This is a genomic window from Bacillus cereus group sp. BfR-BA-01330 (assembly GCF_022663885.1).
Taxonomy (GTDB): domain Bacteria; phylum Bacillota; class Bacilli; order Bacillales; family Bacillaceae_G; genus Bacillus_A; species Bacillus_A cereus.
Genome location: NZ_JAKUGK010000013.1, coordinates 53,110 through 73,112 on the forward strand (window position 1 = coordinate 53,110; position 20,003 = coordinate 73,112).

Consider the following 20,003-nt stretch of genomic DNA (forward strand, 5'->3'; position numbering starts at 1 on the left):
GATTCTATGATAAAAAAAGAAAACAGTGTATTTTATATCTCCTTCTTGCTAACAACATTATTCATTATATGGGGAATTACCCCAGCAAGTTGGATACAAGGCTACGATTTACAAAGTGTTACATCTTCTTTAAACTCATTTATCCTCAATAAATTTGGATGGTTTTACTCTCTACTTATGACTACAATGATTATTTTGGCTGCTTATTTAGCATTTTCCAAGTACGGTTCTATTCGTCTTGGCAAAGATGGAGAAAAGCCAAAATATAATTATCCATCTTGGCTATCCATGTTGTTTGGGGCAGGAATGGGAATTGGACTCCTCTTTTATGGAATCGCTGAACCGATTTCACATTTTACAGATCCGTTAACAGGAAAAGCAGGTACAGAAGAAAGCGCCAAACTCGCTATGCAATATTCATTTTTCCACTGGGGACTCTTTCCGTGGTCACTATACGCAATGGTCGCTTTAACAATTGCATATTTCACATTCCGCAAACAAAAAGGTAGCACAATTGGGGCTACAGTTACTCCATTATTTAATCGATCGAAAAATTCTCGTATTGGAAAAACAGTTGATATTTTAGCTGTTTTAGCCACAGTGTTTGGCATTGTACCATCTGTTGGGATTGGTGCTCAACAAATTGCTGGAGGATTAAGCTATTTATTCCCTTCCATTCATAACACTTTACTTACCCAGCTCGTACTTATAGCTATCTTCGCTGTTTTATATTTAACAAGTGCACAAACTGGCTTAGATCGTGGGATTAAATATTTGAGTAACTTGAATTTCTCTCTTGCAGGTATTTTACTCATCTCTTTCTTACTTTTAGGGCCAACCGTATTTATTATGAAATATTTCACATCTACACTCGGTTCTTATATTGGAGCTTTGCCTAGTATGGGATTAAATTTAGGAGCATTTAATGAAAAATCTTCTTCTTGGATTGAAAACTGGACTATTTTCTATTGGGGATGGTGGATTTCTTGGTCTCCATTCGTCGGCACATTTATCGCACGTATTTCTAAAGGGCGTACAATAAAAGAATTTATTTTTGGAGTTGTATTAGTCCCAACTCTTATCTGTACATTTTAGTTTGCAGTATTTGGTGGTACCGCAATTCATATGGAAATGTTCCAATCGCTTGGAATAGCTGATGAAATTGCAAAAAATGGTACAGAGATTGGATTATTTGCTGTTATTTCACATCTACCATTCTCTACATTTTTAACGATTATCGGGTTAATTTTAGTAGCCACATTTTTCGTTACTTCTGCCGATTCAGCAACATTTGTTGTTTCAATGCAAACGAGTAACGGAAGCTTATCACCGAAAAATAGTTTAAAACTTATATGGGGATTAACAATCGCGATAATTGCCGCTATTTTATTACAAGCTGGAGGATTAAATGCACTACAAATCGCAGCTATCATCGCAGCACTACCATTTTCTATCGTAGTCGTTCTTATGGTCATTTCGCTCTTTAAGGAGCTGCGAAAAGAAGATGTTAATTTGCAAACAAAAGAAGTATCTCAAAAAATAAAAAAGGTTATGTAACGATTAGCACCTCAAATTACTTCTGAATCCGTAACAACTGAGGGAAAAGTAGATTAATAAAACCCATTCGTATGAAATATAATTTTCATACGAATGGGTTTTCACTCTATTATATAGTGTTGTAAACATGCCTTCTCCTCAAATCCTACTTTCTTGTACAATTTCATCGCACGATCATTATTCGTATTCAAACATAATTCTATCTCCTTCATTCCTTGGAAGGAAATAATATACTGAATTGCCTTTTGTAATAACCGCTCTCCGACACCTTTTCTTCTACTATTTTCAGCGGTTGCAATAAATTCGATATTCGCCTCTTGAAACTCTGGATTTACTTCCACATATACATAACCTTCTAACTTATCATTCTTCATACTTACAAATAATTTATTCGTATTACTTAAACGTTCAATAATTTCGTTTCCGTCATAATACGTATTAGAAAACACATGATTGTGTAAAGCGATAAACTGCTCAAACACTTGTGATAAAGCCTCTTCTACATTACATATAATACGGTGCTCCACAATATTATTTAAAACGAGAATACTATGTCGACCTTGTTCTTTTGCATGTAAATTCCTCATTAAACGGGCACAATTATTATTTTCCACATGATAAAAACCATAAAATCTCTCAATATGAAAAGGCAGCTTTTCTATAAGTTCCTTCCACATATGTAAAGCAACTTCTTCCCAATTCTCTGCGATAATAAACGGCCCCCATATCTCTGCACATTTCTTTACTTCATCCACATCAAATCCTAATAAACCTATTAAATTATTATTCTCATAAGTAGCAACAAAAGATTGTTCCCAGCCTATATCTGAAAAATCATGAATAATTGTCTGTAACAACTCCTCTTTCTCATCTCCACAATAGCCAACATGATGAGTAGCATCTTTATTCATATTCGCAATAAATGCTGCCACCTCTTCAATTTTCAAAATAGAACTGACATACATAACCTCTCCTCCTTCACTAATATATTCACACCTTTTCCATTTATATCCTTCTAAAAAAGACATCACCATAAGCATATTTCAAAATGAAATCGCCATGATAATGTCTTCTCAAAACTCATATAATCATCTTACGTTATAATAAGATAAAACGTTTTTTATTTCTTAAATAATCTCTTTCTAAATACAAACATACTCAGTGCTGAAAGAACTAACGCTATGCCTGAAAGTAATGTTGATGTATTCTCTTGTCCACCTGTTGCTCCTAATGATTTCTTACTTTCTTCTTGCTTATTAACAGCTGGTTTATTTTCTTTCACAACTTGATTATTCACGTTTTGTTCTTGGACTACTGCTGATTGATTTACCGTGTCTTTTGAACCTTCAATTTCTTTTCCTGTTTCTTTTACCTCCGCTTTCGATCCTTCAACTCCTGTTGTTGGCTCGTCCACTTCCTCTTTCGCTTCTTCAACTTCTTTCGTTGGCTCTTTTACTTCCTCTTTTACTTCTTTTACCGGTTCTTTCACTTCTTCTTTTGTACCTTCAACTTCTTTTACCGGTTCTTTCACTTCTTCTTTTGTACCTTCAACTTCTTTTATCGGTTCTTTCACTTCTTCTTTCGTTTCTTCAACTTTTTTTGTTGGCTCTTTTACTTCTTCTTTCGCTTCTTCAACTTCTTTTGTTGGTTCTGTCACTTCTTCTTTTTCAACTATATTTTGGATTACCGTTCCGTTAAACCTTATGCTAATTTCATCAGAATCTAAATCAAATTTATACACCTTTTCACCTGGGGTACTCCATTTTATTACTCCGTTATTAAACGTCCCTCCCTCACTTACCAATTGAATATTTTCAATACTTTCTCCTTCTAAATCATATACAGGAACTTGAATTTCTTCGTTTATTTTTGCATCATTTAAAATGATATTTTGTCTTCCAACATCAATTGTAAACCACTGACCTAATTGTATTAACGGCCTTACATCACGAATCTCATTTCCAGCTAAATTTAAGCTAAATAAGTTTAGCATGGAACCAATAACCGTTACATCTTTAATATGATTGTCCGCAAGATTTAACCACTGTAAATTTTCCAATGAAGATAGTGGTGTTATATCTTCAATTTGATTATGAGATACATTCACATTATTCAATTGTTTCAAGTTTGAGATGAACTCAATATTTTTCAGGCCTACTCCTTCTAAAGTAAGTTTTTCTAAATTCGTCATGTATTCTAAACCTGTTATATCTTTTATCTCATTTCCTTTTTCTTTAAGTATCTCTAATTTTTTAATCTGTAATAAATCTTCTTTTGTGATAGGAGCGTTTACATTCTCTCTACCTAAATTCTCTTTATTAATATGTTGTTGTAAAGTTTTATCGAGAATTACATTTTGACTTTCTTTTTGTTTTTCAACTATATTCTGTATAACCGTGCCATTAAATCTTATTTTACTTTCAGTAGAATTAGTATCTAGTTTAAATTCATATATTTTTTCTCCAGGACTATTCCATTTTATAAATCCGTTATTCAGAGTAGCCCCCTCACTTTGTAGATTAATATTTTGAAGTGGCTCTCCTTTAAGGTTGTATACTGGGATTTTTATTTCTTCATCTACACTTGCTTCATTTAAAAAGATTTTTTGTCTTTGAATGTCAATTGAAATTCGCTTACCTAATTCCTCAACAGGCCTTACGTCAAAAATTTCATTAGCTCCAAGATTTATCTCATGTAAATTTGTTAAAGTGCTCAACGGCGATATATCAGAGATATAATTCTCTTCTAAATTCAGCACTTGTAAATTTCCTAATTGAGATAATGGTGATATATCTTTTATTTCACTATCAGAAATTTCTAGTTCAATAAGATTACTCATTTTACTAATAGATTCAACATTATTAATTTTATTGTTCCCTATCCATAATAGTTCCACATTATTTAATCGATCAATTCCCGTAAGATCACTGATTTGATTATTTGCTAAGTATAATTGTTTCATAGTTGATAATGTAAATAATGGCTGGATATCTTTAATGTTATTACCGATTAAATCTAATGTTTTAATTTTTTTCATTTTACTTAATGGTGTAAGATCAGAAATTTTATTATCTCTTAAAAAAAGCATATTAATATTCTCTAACTGCTCAATTGGGTGAATACTTTCAATTGAATTAGACGTTAAATCAACGTACTTCAAACCTCTCAACTTCGAGATGGCTGATATGTCTTTTACATTAGACTCTCGTAACGTCAACTTCTCTAAGTTTGTCATATACTCTAAACCAGTTATTTTATTTATTCCTTTACCTGAATAAATGGATAAAGTTTTAATTTGTAATAAATCTTTCTTTGTGATTGGCGCATCTACATTATCTCTATTTAAGTTATATTTATTAATATATTTTTGTAATTGCTTATCTAATATTACATTTCCGTTTTCATCTTGTTGCTCCTCTTTATTTTCCTTTTGTTTTTCTGGAACATTGTTCTCTAAATTCAATGTATTTACTTCAAACTGTACTTGGTACTTATTGTCATAGGCCATTGTTGGAATATAAATATGCATTCGCATATTATACCTTTTTCCTAATTCCCCTACTTCAAACTGAATCACTTTCGTTCCATTTTTCTTTTTGTCTTCTGATATTACTTTCACATCATGAAACACACCTGGAGTGTGAATATCCTCTGTCTTCAAGTATTGAAAGAAATCACTATCACTTAACGTTGCTGTTACAATTTTCTTTCCATTCTCAATTGTTAATTTCGGATCCTTTATATAGACAGCTGCCATAGACTCTTCATTCGTTTTATCTTTATACGCTTTAATAACAGCGTCATATGTACCATCTTCTAAACCTTGTCCAGTTTTATTCGCCTCAATTGCTACTGCCGCTAAAGCAGGTGTTGAATACACAGCAAACGGAAGTGATAACGCCGCCGCTATAATCATTGCATTTATACGTTTTCTTTTATTTTGTTTCAACTTTACATCTCCTTCGAAATGTAATCATTTCTCGAATAAATGATAATGATTTTCATTATCATTGTCAACTGAAAAAATAAAAAGTTTACAAAAAAAGAACCTCTTTAAAAGAGGTTATGCCATTTTCTCACCTGATTCTTCTCTAAAAAAGCTTTTCATCGCATGAAATACGTCTGCTTTTTGCTTTAAAATATAATATCTGAAATTATCATCTTTAATATTTTTATAGGCTGACATGAGTGTACTATGGCGGTTATACTGGTTCACTTCCCCATACCCAAACATATTACACTTCTTCATTAGCTCTTCAACAAGTTTTACACATCTAGCATTATCTGATGTTAAATTATCACCATCTGAAAAATGGAATGGATAAATATTATAGCGGTCAGGTGAATATTTATTATCGATAAGTTCTAATGCTTTTTTATATACGGAAGAACATATTGTTCCGCCACTTTCTCCTTTTGAGAAAAATTCTTCTTCTGTAACGACTTTCGCTTCTGTATGATGAGCAATAAATTCAATATCAACTGTTTCATACTTTGTGCGTAAAAATCTTGTCATCCAGAAAAAGAAGCTACGTGCCATATATTTCTCCCATATTCCCATCGATCCACTCGTATCCATCATCGCTAATACAACAGCTTTTGAATCTGGCTTTAACACTTCATTCCAAGTGCGGAACTTTAAGTCTTCTTGATGAATCGGATGAAAAGATGCTTTACCACCCATCGCATTTCGTTTATATGCGGATATCATTGTTCTTTTCTTATCAATATTTCCCCATAATCCTGTTTTTCTAATGTCATTAAATTCAACATGTTCAATCCGGTTTTCATCCATTTCTTTTCTCTTTAAATTAGGCAGTTCTAACTCTCTGAAAAACGCTTGCTCTAATTCTAAAATAGAGACTTCAGCCTCATAGTAATCTTCCCCAGCTGCATCTCCTGCTCCTTGCCCTTTTCCTGGCCCTTTTTGTTTTTGACCACCTGATCCATCTCTCGCAACGACATCACCAACTTTGCTGTCACCGTTTCCTTGCCCAACATGTTTATTTTTATCATAATTGTATCTAATCTTATATTCATCTAGAGAACGAATTGGTATTTTTACAACATCCTTGCCATTAGACATAACTATACTTTCTTCTGTTACAAGATCGGGTAAATTATTCTTAATTGCCTCTTGTACTTTTTCTTGATGGCGCTGTTGGTCGTCATATCCTTTGCGATGGAGGGACCAGTTTTCCTGTGAAATCGTATAATTTGGTTGATTTTCTTCGCCCATTCCTTTCCCTCCTTACTGTAATTGTCTTCCTGTATGAACAGCAATCTATAAATTTTGTTCTGTAATATGCAAGCTAGAATATTTGAAAGGTAACTGCCCACAGAAAATCATCCCATAAACATTTATAACGTTTTTCATACAATACCCCGAGCATCCTAAACAAAATTTTGCCACTCACATAAATAGAAAGAAATATTCAGCCACTGATAAGAAAGAAACACAATGCATTGTTGCACACATTTTTAATTTGCAACATATTGTATTGTGTTGGCTTTTTTCGTATGAATGGTTGGTTACTCTATCATATGCATATTGTAAAAATAATTGACAATAAATTCATAAAATTGCATCTTAATTTATTACATTTGGACAAGGTATGACACTTTATACACATATGAACGGATAATAAAACGCTGTCCCGCAAAATACAAGAGACAGCGTTTTGTTATCAAACTATCTGTTTAACAAGCTACCTACATAGCGTAGTAATTCATTTGCTGAAGAAGAATTATAACCATGCTCATCAATTAAACGCGCAACAACATCATTGATTTTCTTAAGCTGATTTTCGTCCGGCGTTTTCGTTGATGTTGTAATTTTCACTATATCTTTTAAATCAGCAAATAGTTTTTTCTGAATCGCTTCACGAAGACGTTCATGTGAATTATAATCAAAGCGTTTTCCTTTACGGGCATAAGCAGAAATGCGAATTAAAATCTCTTCACGGAACGCTTTCTTAGCATTTTCTGAAATTCCAATTTGCTCTTCAATTGAGCGCATTAATTTTTCATCTGGACTCATTTCTTCTCCTGTTAACGGATCACGTAATTTCGATTTATTGCAGTACGCCTCAACGTTATCTAAGTAATTATCCATAAGCGTCTTAGCTGATTCTTCATATGAATAAACAAACGCTTTTTGTACTTCTTTCTTCGCGATTTCATCGTATTCTTTTCTCGCTAATGAGATGAAGTTCATGTAACGTTCACGGTCTTCATTACTAATGGATGGATGCTGATCTAGCCCATCTTTTAAAGATCTAAGTACATCTAACGCGTTAATAGATGGTACCTCTTTTCGAATGATTGTAGACGAAATTCGGTTAATGACATAACGAGGATCAATACCCTTCATACCTTCATCTTGATATTCGCGTTGTAATTCTTCTACATCAATCGCATTATAACCTTCTACCGTTTCTCCATCATACAAACGCATCTTTTTAATTAAATCAATATCCGGACGCTTCGGATCTTTTAAACGAGTTAAAATAGTGAACATTGCTGCAACGCGAAGTGTGTGTGGTGCAATGTGAACATTCGATACATCACTTTCACGAATCATTTTTTCATAAATATGTTCTTCTTCACTTACTCGTAAATTATAAGGAACTGGCATTACAATAATTCTTGAGTGCAATGCTTCATTTTTCTTATTTGCTATAAATGAGCGATACTCTGTTTCATTCGTATGCGCTACAATTAATTCATCTGCTGAAATAAGCGCAAATCTTCCCGCTTTGAAATTCCCTTCTTGCGTAAGCGATAATAAGTGCCATAAAAACTTCTCATCGCATTTTAACATCTCTTGGAACTCCATCATTCCTCGGTTTGCCTTATTTAATTCTCCATCAAATCGATACGCACGCGGATCTGATTCTGAACCATATTCTGCAATCGTAGAAAAGTCCAGACTACCTGTTAAATCTGCAATATCCTGTGATTTTGGATCAGACGGGCTAAATGTACCAATCCCTGTACGGCGATCTTCAGAGAAGAAAATACGCTCTACAACTACATCCTCAATTCTTGATCCGTATTCTTGCTCTAAACGCATGACATTTAGTGGTGATAAATTCCCTTCAATTCTAACCCCATACTCATTAAAGAAATCATCTCGTAAATGATGTGGAATTAAATGCAGTGGATCCTCGTGCATTGGGCATCCTTTAATTGCAAAAATTGCTCCGCGATCTGTTCTTGAATATGTTTCTAATCCTCGTTTCAACATTGTAACTAACGTTGATTTCCCTCCACTAACAGGACCCATTAATAATAAAATTCTTTTTCTAACATCTAATCGTTTTGCAGATGGATGAAAATATTCCTCTACAAGACGTTCTAGAGCATCCTCTAATCCAAAGAGCTGATTACTAAAGAAGTTATACTTTCTTCTACCATCAACTTCTTCAATTCCAGCGTCTTTTATCATATTGTAAATGCGAGAGTGTGCTGTTTGAGCCACCCATGGTCTTTCTTTCACAAGCTCCAAATACTCCGCAAACGTACCTTCCCATTGTAAACGTTCTTCTGCTGCTCGATGCTGTTCAATCTTTTTTAGAATATCCATTATAGCTCCTCCCCCATCTCCTTGTTCAATCGGATTATTATAAAAGGTATGCTAGGATGTCCTTAAACATTCTTTAAATCAAAACGAAATATATAATAGCACGCTAAAATTCTCTCCAAAATTCAAAGAAAATTCTGTATAATATAGGTATTAACATTTTTACACTGCTATTCATTATAAATAAATTCTTTTCTTCTAAGAACCTTACATACATTTTGGATAATAAATAAAACTCATAAACCGAAAACAGTAAGGAGGATATTAGTATGAAATTATTATTAATTTTAGGTGTATCACTCACATTTCTTACAGCTATTTTTACATCCGGTTACAATGACAAACCAGGTACACATAAAAAATGATGTGCTTTTAGCACATCATTTTTTTATTTATAATACATATTTTCCATATCATATTTGGATAGTGGTCGGCTATAATAATAACCTTGTACAAGCTTCACATTCTTTTCTTTCAAAAACTGTATTTGCTCCTTTTTTTCTACTCCTTCTGCAATTATATTCAATTCTAAAGTATGAGCTAAATGAATAATTGCAGCTGTAATATTCGTATCACGTTCATCTATATGTATACCTTCCATAAAAGAACGATCAATTTTTAAAGTATCAATTGGATATGTTTTTAAATAACTTAAAGATGAATAGCCTGTTCCAAAATCATCTAAATGAATCTTTAAATTTTGTTCTTTTAATTGTAGTAACACTCTCTTTGATATATCTTTATGTATAAGAGCTCCTTCTGTAACCTCTATCGCTAATAAATGAGCTGATACATTGTACTTATTTAAAGCCCGTGTAATCATCTCTATTAATGTAATAGAACGAAAGTGTCTAGCTGAAATATTAACCGCAATTGGGACCACTTCATATCCTTTATTTAACCATTCGCGCAGTTGCTGACACACTTGATTTACTACCCATTCATCGAGCTTAATAATAAATCCTGTTCTTTCTGCCAACGGAATAAATTGGTTTGGAGAAACAAATCCTAATTCCTTATTCTCCCACCTTATTAAAGCTTCCATACTAGCTATTTTTTTCGTTTCAATATTAATTTGTGGCTGATAATATAAGAAAAATTCATTTTTTTCTATAGCACGATGTAACTGGTTTTCTATTATAAACCTTTGTTCACGCTCACAGTCTAATCCACTACAATAAAAATGATAATGTCCTTTTCCTTTTTCTTTTGCTTTTTCTAAAGCAGCATCGACCCTCTGAAATAGTATTTTTTCATCTTCTCCATCTGCTGGAGCCATTACAATTCCAATTGATGCACTTAAATATACATCTTCTTCTTCGATTACAAAATATTCACTAATATTTTTCAGTATGCTTTTTGCAACTTCCTCTACATATTCTTTCTTTATATTTTCTATCAACATAACAAATTGATCATCGTGTTCTCTAAATAAGTGCATACCTTCTATTTTTAGATTGCTTAAACATTCTGTAACTTTTTGTAATACTTTATCTCCCTCTTTATGACCAAATGTATCATTAATACGATGAAACTCATCTAAATCTATAAATACAAGCGCAAAATTTACACTCTCATTTAAAAAAGTATTTAACTTATTTGTACATGAAATTCTATTCATTAATCCCGTTAACTGGTCATAGTAAGCTAAATATTCTGTTCGCATTTCGTTTAATACTTGCCTTGTAACATCTCTCGTAACAATATAAATCCCAACAATTTCACCGTTCACAATAATCGGGATAGTTCTCAAAGAAATATATAGCTCGTACCCTTCTTTATGAACATATTTCTTTGAAACAATTTGTTTTGCTTTTCCTTGCATCGATCCCTTAAATATAATTTGAAAATCTTTTTCATATTCTTTATTAATGAATTCAAAAATAAATTTATTATTTAATTCCTCATACCGGTATCCAAATATTTCATACGTTGCCGGATTTGCATATGTAACTCTCCCTATAGAATCTATAGATATAATTGAGTCATTATTATATTCCAGTAACGACTTAAATAACATTTGTTTTTCCTCTATCTTTGTCTTCTCCTCAATTTGAGCTGTAATATCTCTTGTAATGCAAATAACAAATTGACATATTCCTTCTTCGTCGCAGACAGGATTAAGTGAAGATTCATAATGTATCTCACCTTTTGGTAAATTGACTACATCACAAAAGGTGTGTGCTTTCGCTTCTCTCACTACTTTTGCATATTGCCTTTGCAATATCCCCGCTATATCTTTTGGTAATACTTCTGCAAAAGTTTTTCCATAGCACTCTTCGCTTAACCTAGCATAATCCATTCCTATTTTATTCACATACATATATTGAAACGTTTCATTATCAATAACTTTCAATATGAATACTAAATCTTGAATAGCATGTAATAATCCTTGTCTAATTAAATCCATATCTATCATACTTAAAAAGGTATTTTGATTACTATATTCTTCCTTCATATTTATCTCAACCCGTCTTATCTATTTTTAATCATATATCCCATTCTATATGATTATGTCCTCTCTTTTAAATGTATGATTATATATTATTTTTATTTTATAAAAAAAAGTCGCCATATGGCGACTTTTAATAAACGATTTCTAAATCTAATCCAGGGTAATTTTGTTGACGGAACGCTTCATAAATTAAAATTGCTGCTGTATTAGATAAATTTAATGAACGTACTTTATCTGTCATTGGAATACGTAAACAATGATCAAAGTTTTCTTCGATTACATTAGCTGGTAAGCCGTTTGTTTCTCTTCCAAATACAAAATAGTAATCCTTCTCACGCTTGCTATAGTCAAACGCTGTATGAGCTTTCTCGCCATACTTTGTTAAATAGAAGAATTCACCGTCTTTATTTTTTTCATAAAATTCTTCAATTGAATCATAATACGTAATTTTTACGTGCTGCCAATAATCTAATCCTGCACGCTTTAACATTTTATCATCCGTTGAAAATCCAAGCGGTCTAATCAAATGTAATTCTGTTCCAGTTGCTGCACAAGTACGAGCAATATTCCCTGTATTTGCTGGAATTTCTGGCTGATATAAAACAACATGTACTCCCACGCGATATTCACCTCTGTTTTTTGTCTACTACGTATTATACCACTTGAGCGAAAAATCTCTACCCATTAATAATATGAAAGAATTTATATTTCATTTGTGGTGTATATTTACTAGAGTCTTCATAGTTCCAATAACGTCGACGGCTATTCGCTGAATGTGCATTTACAAGCGGCATACCATCTGCATCTTTTGCTACTACAATCGTCGTATGATTCCATCTTCCGTCATCCTCGAAATCATAAGCAATGACATCTCCAAGAATAAGTTCTTCTGGCCTCTCTACCGCCTCTGCTCGAAGTCCTGTTGTAGCACCTGACAAATACCAATAAAAAGAATGTGCAACAGCCCAGCTCCAACTCCACTGATTCTCCCTTTGCCACCATCCTTTACGAATATTAGGATACCCGTTCATAGGTACTTCTCCAGTATGAAGACATTGAGAAATGAAATTCGTACAATTATCAGGGAAATTACGATACATAGGATTCCGGTCATCCCACCAACGCTCTGCATATTTCACTGCCTCTAAACGATTATACTGATAAGAACCGTACTTCTCTTTCGTAATATCCCTTTCTAATGTCTCACCCATTCTAATTTCTTCTGACACTTCAATAGCAGAATCGCCTATAATTCGACTATTATTTAAACAAACTCTTCGTTTTAATTGTTCCTCTTCAATATAAAATAATTCTTTATGCTTAATTAAATATTTAAAATGTATTTGATAATCAATTTCTTGATGGTCATTACTATTTAATTGTCTAATGAAAGAAACATCCGCAGTTGCTTTCACTATATGTGCACTACGCCTTTGAAACAATTGTTTCTTTCTCAGTGCCATTTGTAGTAAATCCTCAGCAATACCATCCACATTCGTTCTTTTCTCCGTTATATATGCTAAAAATTGTTGTACTTGGTTTTCAATCTTCGTTTTTACAACCATTCTGTCTCCCTCCCATATTACAATATGAAAAAGGGAAATATTATCTACTCTTTTTTCTGTGCTAACAATTCAAGCCCGCGATTCATTTCATGAAGCACTTCTTCATCTTTCTCACGTTCCATCGCTTTCTCAATCGCTTCGCCTACTCCATCTCCGCCAATTTTCCCAAGTGCCCATGCTGCCGTTCCGCGTAGTACCGGTCTTGGGTCATCTTTCATAACACCAATTAAATCTGGAATTGCCGATGCTTCTTTAAAATGTGCTAATGCTAAAATCGCATTTCTTTGCAGTGGCTTTTTCCCTCTCCATGACCCTGACATAATCCCATATTTCTCTTTAAAATCACGATTACTAATTGTTAAAAGTGGCGTTAATAATGGTTTAACTAGCTCAGGATCCGGCTCCATCTCAGGATGATTATGAAAATCCATTCCTTTGTTTTTCGGACAAACAGTCTGACACGTATCACATCCATATATGCGATTTCCTATTTTATCGCGATATTCTTCAGGTAGGAATCCTTTCGTTTGTGTTAAAAACGCAATGCACTTCTTCGAATCTAACTGTCCCCCCTGTATTAAAGCACCGGTAGGGCAAATATCGATACATTTCGTACAGCCTCCGCATTGATCTTCTATCGGCTTATCTGGCGGGAATGGAACATTTGTAATCATTTCCCCTAAGTATACGTACGAACCAAATTCAGGTGTAATAATAGAGCAGTTTTTACCGCTCCATCCAATACCAGCACGCTCTGATACAGCTCGATCACTTAATTCACCTGTATCAACCATGGACTTCACTTCTATATCGGGAAGTTTTTCAATTAAATATGCCTCTAATTTTTGCAAACGATCTCGTAAAACAAGATGATAATCTTGTCCCCAAGAAGCACGACAAAAAATCCCACGGCGTTCTCCACGCTTACTTAATGGTGCATTTTTTAATTTTGAAGGATATGCTAAAGCAATCGCAATAATTGATTTAGCACCCGGTAATAACAGTTGCGGATTCGTTCTCTTCTCTATATCAGGCTCTTCAAATCCAGATTGATAATTTAATTGTTGTTGCTGGATTAAGCGCTGCTTTAATTCCTCAAAAGGAGAAGCGCTCGCAAAGCCTATTTTATCTATGCCAATTGTTTTACTATACGCAATTACATCTTGCTTTAATTGTTCAAAATCCACTCTTAATCGCCTCCTCAGATGAATCCACCCCTTATGTAACCACTCTATTGGTTAGTAATTCACGTTTGGAATACTATCATTTACTTCTATTTTCGCATGTAATTATATTTTTCAAACATTAAAAAACGCAATGCCTCGTTTATCTCGGAAACGAAACACTGCGTTGATCACAATTTATAGAAAAACTTTTAATAAAATTTGGAGCGGGTGAAGAGAATCGAACTCTCGACCAGAGCTTGGAAGGCTCTTGTTTTACCACTAAACTACACCCGCAAATATGAATTACATATAAGATATTAGAATAACTTATGTAAAATAGTATAGCATGTAAAAAAAGTAGAGGCAAGAATTTTATCGAAAAAAGTCGAAAAAGTGATGAGAGACCTCATCACTTTTTCAATTCTTTATCAATTGCCTTCTTCATACTATCAAAATCAGGATTTGCAAGATTTCCGTTTACATATACAGAAGGAGCACCTTGAACTTTTAATTTTTGAGCACGATCTGAATCTTTACGTACTTTTTCTTTAATGTCTTTACTGTGTAAGTCTTTCTTAAATTGCTCTACATCAACTTTTGGCAGTTTCTCTTTCACAATGCTAAGAAGCAAATCTTCTGTAATCCATTCTTCCGTATCTTTCTTTTGATTTTGATAAATCTCATCATAGAAAATCCAGAATGAATCTTTATCTTGTTTATAAATTGCTTCACCAGCTGCTGCACCTAAATCTGAGTCTTTTCCGATAAATGGGAAGTTAATAAAATATAACTGCACTTTGCCTTTATCAATATACTCTTCTTTTAATCGAGGTAATACTGTTACATCCCAAGTACGACAAGCAGGACATTTAAAGTCTCCAAATTCAACTACCTTAACTGGAGCATCATCTTTCCCTAAAGATTGTTGCGTAGAATAAGCAAACATCTCATTCCCTTTATCTTTTTTGTCATTTATGATGCTATACGCAATTGTTCCAATTACAATTAATACTGCGATAGAAAAAACTATACCAAGAGCCATGAGTTTATTTGATTTCATATACATTCCTCTTTAAATTCATATTCTGTATACAGCATTGTACACAATACACATAATATCAACACTTATATACGTCACGCAATGAACACGCTCACATAAATTACAAAAACACAATAATTGTGACGATATTGTGTCACAATTTGTCACAATTTATTCAAAAAAAGAAGCTCCTCTGTAGGAACTTCTCTTAACTTACTGCTTTTTTACGCGCGCTATTTAACATCGACTGCTCTATTTTTATATCATGACGAATTACCAATTTCTCACTAACTGCTTGAACATACTCATCATGGCTTATATAGCCTTCTTTCTCCATTAGTCTCAAAACGACATTACGTCTCTCTACTGCTTTATCATAATTTTGGGCAGGTGAGTAATAAGCAGGTGCTTTTACTACAGCAGCCATCATTGCACTTTCAGCCAACGTTAATTGGTTCACCTTTTTACCGAAGTAAAGGTTTGCTGCTTTTTCAATTCCCCATGCTCCTTCTCCATAATAAATATTACTTACATATAATTTTAATATTTCATCCTTCGTAAATGTGCGTTCAATTTTTTTCGTATAAAAAATCTCTTTCCACTTCCGAGAAAATGTACGTTCATTCGTTAAAAAGGCATTTTTAGATAGCTGCTGTGTAATTGTGCTTCCTCCTTGCACGACACCACCAGCCTTTATATTCTCAACAGAGGCCCTAATAATTGCTATATAATCTAAACCGTTATGATGATAAAATCTTTTATCTTCTGTCGCAATAAATGCATGTGTTAATGATTCTGGCACCTCTAACTTAGCCGGTACATGTAATTTACTAATATCACTTTTCTCAATCATTACATTTCCAATGAATAATAACGTACAACTTAACAATAATAATAATATAATGGCTTTATAAAAAAGTTTAGTCATTGGATTTAATGCAACTTTTTGATGATAGTTCACCCTAGATAATACTCGTTCTTTCATCTTGAACACCTCTTTTCCACACAGCATATAACTCTTACTTTAAGAATACATTGTTGTAAAAAAATATCCCATCGATTTCTCTTACACGTACCTTACATCATTGTAAGGTATAAAGTGAAACTTTAATCGGTCCTCATTAATCAAGCTTACTGCCCAGCAAATAGTGGGATAAAAAAGTATTGTATCACAGTCTTTTTTTATCTACTATTCATCTGAAATATTGAATATAGGTTATGTTAAAGTACGAATAACCAATAAAAGAGAAACCCTTAAGACTATTATATTTTCACTTTACACTTTAATTATATCATCTACAAATATATATACTTTTGACTATCTAGTAATCTAAATGTATATAACATATAGATTTATTATACAGAACAAACGTTCCCGAAATCAATACTAGTGCTATTATTATTTTGACCTTTTTCTTAAACAGTATACAAAAAAAGAGTAGTGATTCGAATGTATCTCAAATCGGCTACTCTTTTCTTTACAATCTTCCTATTAAATTATACGGCTGTACTTCCCACGTTTCATACGGAATAAAATGTGTTGCTCTCATTGCATCAAGCGTTCTGGATTTCATATGAGGACGCGTTATATACTCATCTATGTTCTCTTCATTTAAATCAACAAATTTAGCCTCTTGTATTTCTTCAGGTTGAATTTTTATTTCACCACTTATATATGCTACTTTAAAAACAACAGCTAGAATATGCATAGAAGTATTATAATAAACGCCTGTAATTCCGATAGGCTTCACCGTTAACCCTGTTTCCTCTTTTATTTCCCTACAGACAGCTTGATCGAGCGCTTCGCCTTCTTCTACCTGTCCTCCTGGCAACTCCCACGTATCAGCTCGCCAGTGCACTTTTGTTAATAACACTTCATTTTTTCCATTTGTTAAATAACCGGCTACAGCAACGATATGCTTTGGTGTCTTATGTTCCATATTAAGCCTCCTAGAGATAATGAATATTTTATATATCCCTATAATCATATTCCCTACCTACAACAAAATACCTTTAATACTTCATCACCTTAATTAACTTCATAAAAAAGACCCTATCCGCTAAGCGAAAAGGGTCATCTATCGTATTACTCTCCTAAGTCTACGTTGTGATAAACTTGTTGAACATCTTCTAAATCTTCTAATGCATCAACCATTTTCTCAAATTGTGCTTGAGCATCTTCAGGAAGTGTTACATCACTTTGTGCAAGCATTGTTAATTCTGCAACTGTAAACTCCTCAACGCCAGCAGCTTTAAGTGCAGATTGTACTGCATGAAATTGATCTGGTTCAGCATACACGATAACAGAATCTTCTTCTTCTAGAATGTCACGTGCATCTACATCTGCTTCCATTAAAATTTCAAGAACTTCATCTGATGTTTTACCTTCAAGGCCGATAACAGCTGTCGCATCAAACATGTAAGCTACAGAACCGTTCACACCCATATTACCACTGTTTTTGCTAAATGCAGCTCGTACATCTGCTGCAGTACGGTTTACGTTATTTGTAAGTGTATCTACAATAACCATAGCTCCATTTGGTCCGAATCCTTCATAACGAAGCTCGTCATAATTTTCTTCTGAACCGCCTTTTGCTTTTTCAACTGCACGATCAATAATTGTTCTTGGAACATTGTATGTTTTCGCACGCTCTAATACAACTCTTAGTGCTTGGTTTGATTCTGGATCTGGCTCGCCTTGTTTTGCTGCCACATAAATTTCACGCCCAAATTTCGCGTATATACGGCTTGTATTTGCATCTTTTGATGCTTTTTTGTCTTTAATATTGTTCCATTTACGGCCCATACTTTCCACTCTCTTTCCCGTTTTAAATCTACATAAAAATATTAATATGAAATATAATGTGTGTTCAACACATTTTTAAAAGAAATATAAAAAGTTCATTTTTGATTCATATTACAGACATAATATAAATCACTATCATTTTGTTCTTTCGACAAGTTATATTATACATGAATTCCTACGTTTATTACGAATTTTAGAAGCACATAGTATAATTTAACAAAAAGACTCTAACATTTCTGTTAGAGTCTTTTTATATTGCCAATAAAGATTTCTATATTATTTCCATAATTGTTTTCTATTGTTGTATAATAAAAATAGGAAAAAATTTAAAGAAAAGATAGAGGGTGAATTATGACACATTCAAAAGACAAAAAATCACATGCTTTTAAAGGAATAGGAGAAAAATTAAACCCAACTATCTATCAAGTGAGATTCATGAAATTAGATGAACCAATTCGATTTGAGTCGTTTCCTGAATTAAAGGAATTAGGAGACTGGTTGAGTACTTCAACGCACATGTGGTCATGCCACTCAACTATGTACAAATACAACAGAGAAGAGTTTGAAAAGAAGTTCTTAGAAATTACGAAATTAACAGCTGATCATGTACTAATATCTACTGGTGGCGTCGGATTTAACTTCCTGTCACCAGGTTGGAGAAATTCTCTATAAAATAATGAAATTATATAAAGGAATAAAAATTTATCCCTTTATTGTTTTGTAGCTTTCCCCAACTGTATCGCATGTACTAAATGAATAAGTTTACCTTAATCATTTATAACCATTTCACCAACACACCATTTTGCTTATTTTATAGTGTGATGAAAACATAAAAAGACTCTACACATTTGGTGTAGAGTCTTTTATTACGCCGTTCATGATACCGATGGTCGGGGTCGAACCGACACTCCCGAAGGAACACGATTTTGAGTCGTGCGCGTCTGCCAATTCCGCCACATCGGCACAAAAGAAAAGGCGGCAACCGGATTTGAACCGGTGATAAAGGTTTTGCAGACCTCTGCCTTACCACTTGGCTATGCCGCCATATTAAATTTTATTGGAGCGGAAGACGGGATTCGAACCCGCGACCCCAACCTTGGCAAGGTTGTATTCTACCACTGAACTACTTCCGCAAAAATGGCTGGGCTAGCTGGATTCGAACCAGCGCATGACGGAGTCAAAGTCCGTTGCCTTACCGCTTGGCTATAGCCCATCGAATTCTTACTTAATTATATGTAAGTATCCATTAGATTATTTGTAATTTTTAAAATAAAAATGGGGCGACTGATGGGAATCGAACCCACGAATGCCGGAGCCACAATCCGGTGCGTTAACCACTTCGCCACAACCGCCATGTTGTGTAAATATATTTGGCAGGGGCAGTAGGAATCGAACCCACACTGGAGGTTTTGGAGACCTCAGTTCTACCTTTAAACTATGCCCCTATGTAAATGGTGGAGGGGGGCAGATTCGAACTGCCGAACCCGAAGGAGCGGATTTACAGTCCGCCGCGTTTAGCCACTTCGCTACCCCTCCGAAACTTACATGGTGCCGGCTAGAGGACTTGAACCCCCAACCTACTGATTACAAGTCAGTTGCTCTACCAATTGAGCTAAGCCGGCGTATTTTATTAAAATAAATGGTGGCTCGGGACGGAATCGAACCGCCGACACGAGGATTTTCAGTCCTCTGCTCTACCGACTGAGCTACCGAGCCTTATTAAAATGGCGGTCCCGACCGGGGTCGAACCGGCGATCTCCTGCGTGACAGGCAGGCATGTTAACCACTACACCACGGGACCATTTGGTTGCGGGGACAGGATTTGAACCT

At 34.1% G+C, this 20,003-nt stretch carries 13 protein-coding genes, 11 tRNA genes and 1 pseudogene; 2 read left to right on the top strand and 23 right to left on the bottom strand.

Annotation, left to right across the window (positions count from 1 at the left end):
* Positions 1 to 6: 6 nt before the first annotated feature.
* Positions 7 to 1,557 (top strand): annotated as a pseudogene (opuD, locus tag MR112_RS26985) (glycine betaine transporter OpuD).
* Positions 1,558 to 1,658: 101 nt separating this feature from the next.
* Here opuD and MR112_RS26990 read toward each other — a convergent pair.
* The 13 genes from MR112_RS26990 to MR112_RS27050 form a co-directional block, all read right to left on the bottom strand.
* Positions 1,659 to 2,522 carry a GNAT family N-acetyltransferase gene (locus MR112_RS26990; protein ID WP_242245724.1) on the bottom strand — a complete coding sequence of 288 codons (864 nt, stop codon included), beginning with the start codon at positions 2,520 to 2,522 and terminating at the stop codon, positions 1,659 to 1,661.
* A 155-nt stretch (positions 2,523 to 2,677) separates the two neighbouring features.
* Positions 2,678 to 5,506 (bottom strand): leucine-rich repeat domain-containing protein, encoded by a 2,829-nt coding sequence (locus MR112_RS26995; protein ID WP_242245743.1) that lies wholly within the window; start codon positions 5,504 to 5,506, stop codon positions 2,678 to 2,680.
* Positions 5,507 to 5,620: 114 nt separating this feature from the next.
* Positions 5,621 to 6,796, bottom strand: a complete 1,176-nt coding sequence (gene yhbH, locus MR112_RS27000; protein WP_006925084.1) for a sporulation protein YhbH — start codon at positions 6,794 to 6,796, stop codon at positions 5,621 to 5,623.
* A 453-nt stretch (positions 6,797 to 7,249) separates the two neighbouring features.
* Complete coding sequence (locus MR112_RS27005) at positions 7,250 to 9,145, bottom strand: PrkA family serine protein kinase (RefSeq protein ID WP_006925087.1); 1,896 nt, start codon at positions 9,143 to 9,145, stop codon at positions 7,250 to 7,252.
* 385 nt (positions 9,146 to 9,530) lie between these two features.
* A complete protein-coding gene (locus tag MR112_RS27010) occupies positions 9,531 to 11,600 on the bottom strand; it encodes a sensor domain-containing protein (RefSeq protein ID WP_000657172.1) in 2,070 nt (689 codons plus the stop codon).
* 127 nt (positions 11,601 to 11,727) lie between these two features.
* Positions 11,728 to 12,216 (bottom strand): tRNA (uridine(34)/cytosine(34)/5-carboxymethylaminomethyluridine(34)-2'-O)-methyltransferase TrmL, encoded by a 489-nt coding sequence (trmL, locus tag MR112_RS27015; protein ID WP_000538147.1) that lies wholly within the window; start codon positions 12,214 to 12,216, stop codon positions 11,728 to 11,730.
* A gap of 58 nt (positions 12,217 to 12,274) precedes the next feature.
* Positions 12,275 to 13,162, bottom strand: a complete 888-nt coding sequence (locus tag MR112_RS27020; RefSeq protein ID WP_000260591.1) for an amidase domain-containing protein — start codon at positions 13,160 to 13,162, stop codon at positions 12,275 to 12,277.
* Between the two features lie 44 nt (positions 13,163 to 13,206).
* A complete protein-coding gene (gene queG, locus MR112_RS27025) occupies positions 13,207 to 14,349 on the bottom strand; it encodes a tRNA epoxyqueuosine(34) reductase QueG (RefSeq protein WP_000345215.1) in 1,143 nt (380 codons plus the stop codon).
* A gap of 199 nt (positions 14,350 to 14,548) precedes the next feature.
* Positions 14,549 to 14,622: transfer RNA gene (locus tag MR112_RS27030), tRNA-Gly, on the bottom strand.
* A gap of 115 nt (positions 14,623 to 14,737) precedes the next feature.
* On the bottom strand, positions 14,738 to 15,388 hold the full coding sequence (locus tag MR112_RS27035; RefSeq protein ID WP_000841306.1) for a DsbA family protein: 651 nt from the start codon (positions 15,386 to 15,388) through the stop codon (positions 14,738 to 14,740).
* Between the two features lie 187 nt (positions 15,389 to 15,575).
* Positions 15,576 to 16,352: a transglycosylase domain-containing protein gene (locus tag MR112_RS27040; protein WP_000664715.1), complete on the bottom strand. Its 777-nt coding sequence runs from the start codon at positions 16,350 to 16,352 to the stop codon at positions 15,576 to 15,578.
* Positions 16,353 to 16,845: 493 nt separating this feature from the next.
* The gene (locus tag MR112_RS27045; RefSeq protein ID WP_000400469.1) at positions 16,846 to 17,307 is read right to left on the bottom strand and encodes an NUDIX hydrolase; all 462 of its coding nucleotides are present in this window, start codon (positions 17,305 to 17,307) and stop codon (positions 16,846 to 16,848) included.
* A 146-nt stretch (positions 17,308 to 17,453) separates the two neighbouring features.
* The gene (locus MR112_RS27050) at positions 17,454 to 18,173 is read right to left on the bottom strand and encodes a YebC/PmpR family DNA-binding transcriptional regulator (RefSeq protein ID WP_242245746.1); all 720 of its coding nucleotides are present in this window, start codon (positions 18,171 to 18,173) and stop codon (positions 17,454 to 17,456) included.
* A 351-nt stretch (positions 18,174 to 18,524) separates the two neighbouring features.
* Between MR112_RS27050 and MR112_RS27055 the strand changes: the two genes are divergently transcribed.
* Entirely contained in the window at positions 18,525 to 18,845 is a 321-nt protein-coding gene (locus MR112_RS27055; protein ID WP_025690149.1) for a DUF3884 family protein, read from the top strand.
* A gap of 209 nt (positions 18,846 to 19,054) precedes the next feature.
* On the opposite strand, the gene MR112_RS27060 is transcribed toward MR112_RS27055, so the two are convergent.
* From MR112_RS27060 to MR112_RS27105, 10 genes are all read right to left on the bottom strand, one after another.
* A tRNA-Leu gene (locus tag MR112_RS27060) sits at positions 19,055 to 19,136 on the bottom strand.
* A gap of 10 nt (positions 19,137 to 19,146) precedes the next feature.
* Positions 19,147 to 19,217, bottom strand: a tRNA-Cys gene (locus MR112_RS27065).
* Between the two features lie 14 nt (positions 19,218 to 19,231).
* Positions 19,232 to 19,306 (bottom strand) — tRNA-Gly (locus MR112_RS27070).
* 5 nt (positions 19,307 to 19,311) lie between these two features.
* Positions 19,312 to 19,386 (bottom strand) — tRNA-Gln (locus tag MR112_RS27075).
* 63 nt (positions 19,387 to 19,449) lie between these two features.
* Positions 19,450 to 19,525, bottom strand: a tRNA-His gene (locus MR112_RS27080).
* Between the two features lie 19 nt (positions 19,526 to 19,544).
* Positions 19,545 to 19,618: transfer RNA gene (locus MR112_RS27085), tRNA-Trp, on the bottom strand.
* Between the two features lie 7 nt (positions 19,619 to 19,625).
* Positions 19,626 to 19,709 (bottom strand) — tRNA-Tyr (locus tag MR112_RS27090).
* Between the two features lie 10 nt (positions 19,710 to 19,719).
* Positions 19,720 to 19,795: transfer RNA gene (locus MR112_RS27095), tRNA-Thr, on the bottom strand.
* Between the two features lie 18 nt (positions 19,796 to 19,813).
* Positions 19,814 to 19,889 (bottom strand) — tRNA-Phe (locus MR112_RS27100).
* A gap of 9 nt (positions 19,890 to 19,898) precedes the next feature.
* Positions 19,899 to 19,974, bottom strand: a tRNA-Asp gene (locus MR112_RS27105).
* Between the last annotated feature and the right edge of the window lie 29 nt (positions 19,975 to 20,003).